The following is an 8,266-nucleotide window of genomic DNA, read 5'->3' on the forward strand; positions in this document are numbered from 1 at the left end:
TCGTGGCGTCGTTCGCCGCACGAGCCGCGCCATGTCACGCCACTTTTCGATGATCCGCGACTTCCACCTGGCCGACTGGTTCACGCTGGCCAACGCCTTCTGCGGCACCGGGGCGGTGTTCGCGGCCATGCGTTTCCTGCAGGACGGCCGGGTGGGCGACCTGATGTGGGGCATGGCCCTGGTGCCGCTGGCCTTCGTGTTCGACGCGCTCGACGGCTGGGTGGCGCGCCAGCGCCACGGCGCCTCGCTGCTGGGGCGCGAGCTCGATTCGCTGTCCGACGTGATTTCCTTCGGCGTGGCGCCAGCGGCGCTGGCCTACGCCTGCGGCATGCAGGGCGGCTGGGACTGGCTGGTGCTGTCGTATTTCGTCGGCTGCGGCGTCAGCCGCCTGGCGCGCTTCAACGTCACCGCCGAGGCGCTGGCCGCCGGCGGCGACAAGGTGAAGTACTTCGAAGGCACGCCCATCCCGACCAGCGTGGTGCTGGTGGGCCTGCTGGCGCTGGCGGCCTGGCAGGGCCGCATCGGTTCAGACCTGTGGCTGGGCCGCCTTGACCTCGGCTGGCAGCTGCACCCGCTGGTGCTGCTGTTCGCCCTGTCGGGCTCGCTGATGATCAGCAAGACGATCCGGATCCCGAAACCGTGATCCGTCCGCTGCTGGCCTCGCTGGTGGCGGTGGACGCCCACCTGCTGGGCCAGCGGCCGCTGCCGGCGGCGGCGCGGCTGCCGCGTTTCCTGCGTGAGTTCCTGTACTTCGGAATCAAGGAGGCGCGCGCCTGCCTGTTCGTGGTGCTGTTTTTCGCGGCCGTGTTCACGGTGCCGCGCGAGGGCCTGCTGGGGCTGCCGCGCTATGACGTGCTGCTGGTGGTCGCGCTGGCCATCCAGTTCGGCATGCTGGCCGCGAAGCTGGAAACCTGGGACGAGTTCAAGGCCATCGGCCTGTTCCATGCCGTGGGTTTCGCGCTGGAGCTGTTCAAGACCTCGCCGGCCATCGGTTCCTGGAGCTATCCCGACGCGGCCTACACCAAGGTGCTGGGCGTGCCGCTGTTCGCCGGCTTCATGTACGCGGCGGTGGGCAGCTACATCATCCAGGCCTGGCGGCTGTTCGACCTGCGCGTGCTGCACCACCCGCCGCACTGGATGGCGGCGCTGGTGGCCACGCTCATCTACGCCAACTTCTTCACCCATCATTTCATCGGCGACTACCGCTGGTACCTGGCGGCCTGCGCGCTGGGCCTGTACGCGCGCTCCACCGTGGTGTTCCGCCCGCTCGACCGCGACCGCCGCATGCCGCTGCTGCTGGCCTTCGTGCTCATCGGCTTCTTCATCTGGCTGGCCGAGAACCTGAGCACCTTCCTGCAACTCTGGCGCTACCCGAACCAGGTGGGCGCCTGGGCGGCCGTGCACGTGGGAAAATGGAGCTCCTGGGCGCTGCTGGTGGTGATGACCTTCACCCTCGTGGCCAACCTCAAGCACGTGAAGGAACGCATCCATGTCCCCGACTGAAGGCCCCTGCGCATGGACCTGATCCTGGTCACGCTCGACCTGGTGGGCACCTTCGTGTTCGCGCTCAGCGGCGCGCTGGTGGGCGTGCGGCACCGGCTGGACCTGTTCGGAGTGCTGGTGCTGTCCTTCGTGGCCGCCAACGGCGGCGGCGTGATGCGCGACGCCCTGATCGGCGCCACGCCGCCGGCGGCGCTGCAGGACTGGCGCTACGTGGCCATTTCCATCGTCGCCGGCCTGTTCACGTTCTGGCGCGCCGGCACCATCGAACGCTGGCGCAACCCGGTGCAGTCCATCGACGCGGTCGGCCTGGGCGTGTTCGCCGTGGCCGGCGCGCTCAAGGCGCAGGCCTTCGGGCTGGGCCCGGTGGGGGCGATGCTGCTGGGCATGCTCACCGGCATCGGCGGCGGCATGATCCGCGACGTGCTGGTGGCGCAGGTGCCCACCGTGCTCAAGGCCGAGCTCTACGCCATCGCCGCGCTCGCCGGCGCCGGCGTGGTGGTGCTGGGCACGGCGCTGTCGCTGCCGGTGGCCTGGGTGGCGGGCGCGGGTATCGTGGCCTGCACCGGCCTGCGCCTGTTCGCCATCCGCCGCGGCTGGAAGCTGCCGGTGGCGCAGCCGCCGGCCTAGACCCAGCCGGTGGCGTAGAACACGCCGATGATGAAGAACACTGCCATCGTCTTCACCAGCGTGATGGCGAAGATGTCCTTGTAGGCTTCGCGGTGGGTGAGGCCGGTCACGGCCAGCAGGGTGATCACCGCGCCGTTGTGGGGCAGGGTGTCCATGCCGCCGCTGGCCATCGAGGCCACGCGGTGCAGCACGTCCATCGGGATGCCCGCGGCGTTGGCGTTGGCGATGAAGGTGTCGGCCATCGCCGCCAGCGCGATCGACATGCCGCCCGAGGCCGAGCCGGTGATGCCGGCCAGGGCGGTGACGGTGATGGCCTCGTTCACCAGCGGGTTCGGGATCGAGCCCAGCGCGTTGGCCACCACCAGGAAGCCGGGCAGGGCGGCGATGACCGCGCCGAAGCCGTATTCGGAAGCGGTGTTCATCGAGGCCAGCAGCGCGCCGCCGATGGCCGGCTGGGTGCTCTGGGCGAAGTGCGTGCTCACGGCCTTCCAGCCCAGCAGCACCACCGCGATGATGCCGGTCAAAAGCGCGGCTTCCACGGCCCAGATGGCGGCCACCTTCGAGACTTCCTGCACCACCGGGGCCGGGTCGCCGATGACCGAGGGCACGAAGGAATGGCTGTCGCCGTAAAAGCGCGGGATCAGCAGCGTGTAGACCTTGTTGGTCACGCCCACCAGCAGCAGGGGCAGCAGCGCCACCCAAGGGTTGGCCAGCTTGTCGCCGGCGAAGGGCGCGGGTTCGTTCTTCAGGTCGGTGCCGTAGCCTTCGCCGGCGCGGCGGGCCACGCGGCGGCGCCACTCCAGGTAGCTCATGCCCAGCGCCAGGATGAACACGCCGCCCAGCGTGCCCAGCACCGGCGCCGCCCAGGTGTCGGTGCCGAAGAAGCCGGCGGGGATGATGTTCTGGATTTGCGGCGTGCCCGGCAGCGCGTCCATGGTGAAGGTGAAGGCGCCCAGCGCGATGGTGCCGGGAATCAGGCGCTTGGGGATGTCGGCCTGGCGGAACAGCTCGGCCGCGAACGGGTACACCGCGAACACCACCACGAACAGCGACACGCCGCCGTAGGTGAGCAGCGCGCACACCGCCACGATGGAAAGCATGGCCCGGTCGGGCCCGAACAGCCGGATCGTGGCCGCCACGATGGACTTGGAGAAACCCGAAACCTCGATCAGCTTTCCGAAGATGGCGCCCAGCAGGAACACCGGGAAATAGAGCTTCAGGAAGCCCACCATCTTGTCCATGAACAGCCCGGTGAACATCGGCGCCACCAGGGTGGGGTCGGTGAGCAGCACCGCGCCCAGCGCCGCCACCGGCGCGAACAGGATCACGCTGTAGCCGCGGTAGGCGACCAGCATCAGGAAACACAGCGCCGCAAGCACGATCAGGAAGGACATGCCTTCGAATCCCCGGGGAAAGCCAGGGGCCGAGTGTCCGCAGCCCGGGGCCGCCCGGCCACTTGTACCAAGGTACAGGTGCCGGCCCCGGGGGCGCGCCGTAGTCTGCCGTGCAACCGGCCGTCCGGCCGCCTGAACGTCGTGCAAGGGGAACCCATGAAGCGCAACCATCTGAGCCTGGCCATCGGCCTTACCCTGTCCCTGGTCGCCCTGCAGGCGCAGGCGCAGGACACCGCCACCGAGGACGAAGGCAGCCAGGCCACCGCGGCCACGCTCGACACCATCGAGGTCACCGCGCGCCGCCGCACCGAGTCCATCCAGGACGTGCCGGTCGCGGTCAGCGCCTTCTCGGAGGACGCGCTCAAGGACCTGCAGGCGACCAACGTCGACGGCCTGCAGGGCGCCGTTCCGAACATGAACATCGTGCAGGGCCGTGGTTCCTCGAACTCGGTGAACGTCTTCATCCGCGGCATCGGCCAGCCCGACGCGCTGCAGACCTTCGACCCGGGCGTGGGCATGTACGTCGACGACGTGTACTACTCTCGCATCAACGGCGCGCTGTTCTCGCTGTTCGACGTGAGCCAGGTGGAAGTGCTGCGCGGCCCGCAGGGCACGCTGTACGGCAAGAACAGCACCGGCGGCGCGGTGAAGATCACCACCCGCAACCCGTTCGACGACGAGGGCGGCGCGGTCGAGCTCACCGCCGGCGACTACGGCCGCCGCGAGGGCCGCGTCTACGGCAGCGTCCAGCTCAGCGACACCCTGGCCGCCAGCATCGCCGCCGCCAAGATCACCCGCGACGGCTACGTCACCGACCCGACCACCGGCCGCGAGTACAACGACGAAGACACCCAGGCCATCCGCGCCAAGTTCGCCTTCCGTCCCAGCGACACCTTCAGCGGCATGCTGTCGATGGACTACACCGAGCAGGACAACGCCCTGACCCTGGGCCAGCCGGTGGCGCCGCTGTACGCGGTGAACCTGGCCGGCGGCATCAACATCCTGCGCCTGCCCACCGCCGGCGACTACAACTACGAAACCCGCACCTCGTTCGGCCCGGACCAGGGCCAGCAGATGAAGCACAAGGGCGCCTCGCTCACCCTGAACTGGGTGCTGTCCGACCGCTGGAGCGCCAAGTCCATCACCGCCTACCGCAAGCTCGACACCGCGTCCTTCATCGACATCGACGCCTCCGAGTTCGAGCTCGGCGACGTGTTCGTGGGCGTGGACCAGCGCCAGACCAGCCAGGAGCTGCAGTTCGCCTACGACAACGGCGGCGACCTCGACGCCATGTTCGGCCTGTACTACATCGACGAACAGGTGCCGTCGCACCAGGAAGCCTACGCCGACGACTTCCTGCGCTTCGGCGCGCTGCCCATCAGCTTCCTGCGCACCATCGACGACGACCTGTCGAACAAGTCGGTCGCCGGCTACGCGCACGCCAACTGGGAGTTCTCGCCGTCCTGGACCCTGTCCGCCGGCCTGCGCTACACCCAGGACAAGAAGAAGTACTTCCGCACCACGTCCACGTTCTCGAACATCCTGGGCAACGCCAACCCGGCGCTGGCCTTCAACATCAGCGACACCTGGACCGCGCTCACCCCGAGCGTGAGCCTGCAGAAGGCCTTCAGCGACACCATGATGGGCTACGTGTCGGCCAACCGCGGCTACAAGGCGGGTGGCTTCAACGGCCGCGCCAACACCGCCGCCGAGGTCAGCACCTTCGAGCCCGAGTACGTCTGGACCTACGAGCTGGGCCTGAAGATGCAGTCGGAAGACGGCCGCCTGAGTGGCCGCGTCGCCGCCTTCCACAGCACCTACAAGGACTTCCAGGCGCGCGTTTCCGAGGTGCAGAACCCGGGCGCCCCGGTGCCGACCTTTGCCTTCCCGGTGCTCAACGCCGCCGAGCTGGCCATCGATGGCATCGAGTTCGAGGGCATGGCGCGCCTGGGCGAGGGCACGCTGCTGTCCACCCAGATCGGCTGGATGGATGCGCGCTACGAGGAGTTCAACGACCCGCGCGTGGTGGTGAACCCGGCACTGGCCAGCCTGCACGACCACGTGCCGTTCTCGCCCGAGCTCACGGCCCGCGTCGCGCTGCAGCACGGCTTCGAACTCCCGGGCGGCAGCCTGCTGAGCATCGGCGGCGACGTGTCCTACCGCGGCGAGACCTGGCTGTCGGTGGACAACGCCCCGGGCCTGAGCCAGGACGCCTACACCCTGGTCGGCCTGTACGGCGTGTGGGATTCCTCCGACGGCCGCTGGCAGCTGCGCGCCGGCGTGCGCAACCTGACCGACGAGCTGTACAAGACCGACGGCCAGGAGTTCTCGTCCATCGGTGGCATCCAGACCGCGTACTACGGCGCCCCGCGCAACTACTACGCGTCCGTGCGCTACAACTTCTGAGTGATGGTGATGTTTCCCCGGGAATTTTCCCAACGGGCCGCGCAAGCGGCCCGTGTTTTTATCCCCGCCGCGCTGGCGCTGGCCCTGGCGGCCTGCGCCGCCGAACCGGCGCCACGGCTGCCGGAACTGGACATCGATCCGGACCGCGTCGCCGTGGCCGGGCTGTCGTCCGGCGCCTACATGGCCACGCAGGTGCACCTGGCGCACTCGGACCGCCTGCGCGGCGCCGCGCTGCTGGCCGGCGGGCCCTACGGCTGCGCCGGCGCTTCGCTGGAAACGGCGCTGGGGCCGTGCATGGTCGCGGAGCCGTACGCGCCCGACCCGGCACGACTGGCCGGCGTGGTGCGCGAACGCGCCGCCGCCGGCGACATCGCGCCGGTGAGCGGCCTCGCCGGCGACGCGGTGTACGTGCTGCGTGGCCGCGCCGACACCGTGGTGGCCGAAGCCGTCACGCGTTCGGCGCACGACCTGTACGCGGCGCTGGCGGACGACGCCGGCGGCCTGTCGCTGCACTACGACGGCGGGCGTGATTTCCCGCACCTGATGCCCACGCTCGACGCGGGCGTGGACTGCGCCACCGGCGGCACGCCCTACCTGGGCCGTTGCGGCTTCGACGCCGCGGGCGAGGCCATGGCCTGGCTGTTCGGGCCGGCGTCGTCCCCCGCACCGGCCACGGCGGCCGGCGAACTGCGCCGCTTCGACCAGGCGCCGTACGCCGCGCCCGGCGCGGACCCGCTGCTGGCCGAGGCGGGCTACCTCTACCTGCCGCCGGCCTGCGCCGCCGGCGGGCGCTGCGGGCTGCTGGTGGCGTTCCACGGCTGCGAGCAGAACGCCGACAAGGTGGGCGAGGCCTTCGTGCGCGACGCCGGCTTCAACCGCTGGGCGGACGTGCACCGCGTGGCCGTGCTGTATCCTCAGGTGCGATCAAGCTACCTGCCGCTGAATCCGAAGGCATGCTGGGACTGGTGGGGTTACACGGGCGAAGGCTACGACACCCGGCGCGGCGCCCAGCCGCGCTGGCTGGCCGCGGCCATGACCGCGCTGGGCGCGCCGATGCCGTGACGACGCGGCCGCGGTCGTGCTGACCGACGCCCTCGTCATCGGCGCGGGCCTGCTGTGGCTGGGCCTGCTGTTCGGCACCGCGCTCTGGGCCGAGCGCCGCCCGGGCCTGCTGTCGCGGCAGTGGCCGGTGGTCTACAGCCTGTCGCTGGCGGTGTACTGCACCTCGTGGACCTTCTACGGCACGGTGACGCAGGCGCAGCGTTCGGGCTGGCCCATCCCGCCCACCTTCCTGGGCACCATCCTGCTGTACGTGCTGGGCTTCGGCTTCCTGCTCAAGCTGCTGCGGCTGGCGCGCGAGAACAATTCCACCTCGCTGGCCGACCTGATCGCCACGCGCCTGGGCCGCAGTTCCTGGCTGGCGGCGGCGGTCACCTTCGTGGCGGTGCTGGGCATCGTTCCCTACCTCGCGCTGCAGCTCAAGGCGGTGGCCATGAGCTACGGCCTGCTCACGCGCGCGTCCGCGCTGTCGCCGCCGCCATGGCAGGACAGCGCGCTGTACGTGGCGCTGGCCATGGGCCTGTTCGCCATGCTGTTCGGCACGCGGCGCGTTTCGGCGGCCGAACACAACCGCGGGCTGGTGCTGGCGATGGCGGTGGAATCGCTGCTCAAACTGGGCGCGATGCTGGCGCTGGGCGCCTTCGTGTGGTTCGGCCTGGACCTGCCCGACGTGCCCGCGGCGCCGCCGCCGCCCGACGGCGCGAACGGGTTCCCGGCGCTGGTGCTGCTGGGTGCGCTGGCCATGTTCACGCTGCCGCACCAGTTCCACGTGGGCGTGGTCGAGTGCCGCGACGAGGGCGAACTGCGCACCGCGCGCTGGTTGTTCCCGCTGTACATGCTGCTGATCGCGCTGCCCATCCTGCCGCTGGCGCGCGCCGGCGACGCACTGCTGGCGCCCATGGGGGTGCCGTCCGACCTGTACGTGCTGGCGCTGCCGCTGGCCCAGGGCCACGAGGGCCTGGCGCTGCTGGCCTTCCTGGGCGGCCTGAGCGCGGCCACCGGCATGGTGATCCTGGCCACGCTGGCGCTGAGCGTGATGATCGGCAACCACTGGGTGGCGCCGCTGCTGGTGCGCGGCCGCTGGGGCGGCGCGGGCGAGGGCGGCGACCTGCGCGGCGCGGTGCTCGCGCAGCGCCGCGTGGGCATCCTGGCGGTGGTGCTGCTGGCCTGGGGCTACAGCCGCGTGATGGCCGGCAACGACGCGCTGGCCGACATGGGCGCCATTTCCTTCTCGGCGCTGGCCACGCTGGCACCCGCCGTGGCCTTCGCCGTGTGGC

General features: G+C 70.4%; 7 protein-coding genes. 6 read left to right on the forward strand and 1 reads right to left on the reverse strand.

The genetic code is table 11. The features are described 5' to 3' along the window. Window positions 1-31 precede the first annotated feature (31 nt). From N790_RS02260 to N790_RS02270, 3 genes are read left to right on the forward strand one after another with little or no spacing between them, the layout of a single operon-like run. Entirely contained in the window at window positions 32-643 is a 612-nt protein-coding gene (locus tag N790_RS02260) for a CDP-alcohol phosphatidyltransferase family protein (protein WP_043800196.1), read from the forward strand. Then, entirely contained in the window at window positions 640-1,503 is an 864-nt protein-coding gene (locus tag N790_RS02265; protein ID WP_043800198.1) for a DUF817 domain-containing protein, read from the forward strand. The genes N790_RS02260 and N790_RS02265 overlap by 4 nt, the downstream gene beginning before the upstream one ends. 12 nt (window positions 1,504-1,515) lie before the next feature. Then, window positions 1,516-2,130: a trimeric intracellular cation channel family protein gene (locus N790_RS02270; protein ID WP_043800199.1), complete on the forward strand. Its 615-nt coding sequence runs from the start codon at window positions 1,516-1,518 to the stop codon at window positions 2,128-2,130. Here the strand turns inward: N790_RS02270 and N790_RS02275 are convergent. Beyond that, the gene (locus N790_RS02275; RefSeq protein ID WP_043800201.1) at window positions 2,127-3,524 is read right to left on the reverse strand and encodes a GntP family permease; all 1,398 of its coding nucleotides are present in this window, start codon (window positions 3,522-3,524) and stop codon (window positions 2,127-2,129) included. The genes N790_RS02270 and N790_RS02275 overlap by 4 nt on opposite strands. Window positions 3,525-3,680: 156 nt before the next feature. Here N790_RS02275 and N790_RS02280 point away from each other — a divergent pair, with 156 nt between their 5' ends. The 3 genes from N790_RS02280 to N790_RS02290 all read left to right on the forward strand — a co-directional run. Beyond that, window positions 3,681-5,930 (forward strand): TonB-dependent receptor, encoded by a 2,250-nt coding sequence (locus tag N790_RS02280; protein WP_043800202.1) that lies wholly within the window; start codon window positions 3,681-3,683, stop codon window positions 5,928-5,930. A gap of 9 nt (window positions 5,931-5,939) precedes the next feature. Then, window positions 5,940-6,992 (forward strand): extracellular catalytic domain type 2 short-chain-length polyhydroxyalkanoate depolymerase, encoded by a 1,053-nt coding sequence (locus N790_RS02285; protein WP_084062528.1) that lies wholly within the window; start codon window positions 5,940-5,942, stop codon window positions 6,990-6,992. A 16-nt stretch (window positions 6,993-7,008) separates the two neighbouring features. Next, window positions 7,009-8,266: SLC5/6 family protein (locus N790_RS02290; RefSeq protein WP_043800204.1), on the forward strand; the 1,258-nt coding region annotated here is incomplete at its 3' end.

The organism is Arenimonas malthae CC-JY-1, from assembly GCF_000747075.1.
Taxonomy (GTDB): domain Bacteria; phylum Pseudomonadota; class Gammaproteobacteria; order Xanthomonadales; family Xanthomonadaceae; genus Arenimonas; species Arenimonas malthae.

Bases quoted from the DNA above. Each gene is read 5' to 3' on its own strand.
- N790_RS02260 (WP_043800196.1), top strand. From the start codon at position 32: ATGTCACGCCACTTTTCGATGATCCGCGACTTCCACCTGGCCGACTGG.
- N790_RS02270 (WP_043800199.1), top strand. From the start codon at position 1,516: ATGGACCTGATCCTGGTCACGCTCGACCTGGTGGGCACCTTCGTGTTC.
- N790_RS02275 (WP_043800201.1), bottom strand. From the start codon at position 3,524: ATGTCCTTCCTGATCGTGCTTGCGGCGCTGTGTTTCCTGATGCTGGTC.
- N790_RS02280 (WP_043800202.1), top strand. From the start codon at position 3,681: ATGAAGCGCAACCATCTGAGCCTGGCCATCGGCCTTACCCTGTCCCTG.
- N790_RS02285 (WP_084062528.1), top strand. From the start codon at position 5,940: ATGTTTCCCCGGGAATTTTCCCAACGGGCCGCGCAAGCGGCCCGTGTT.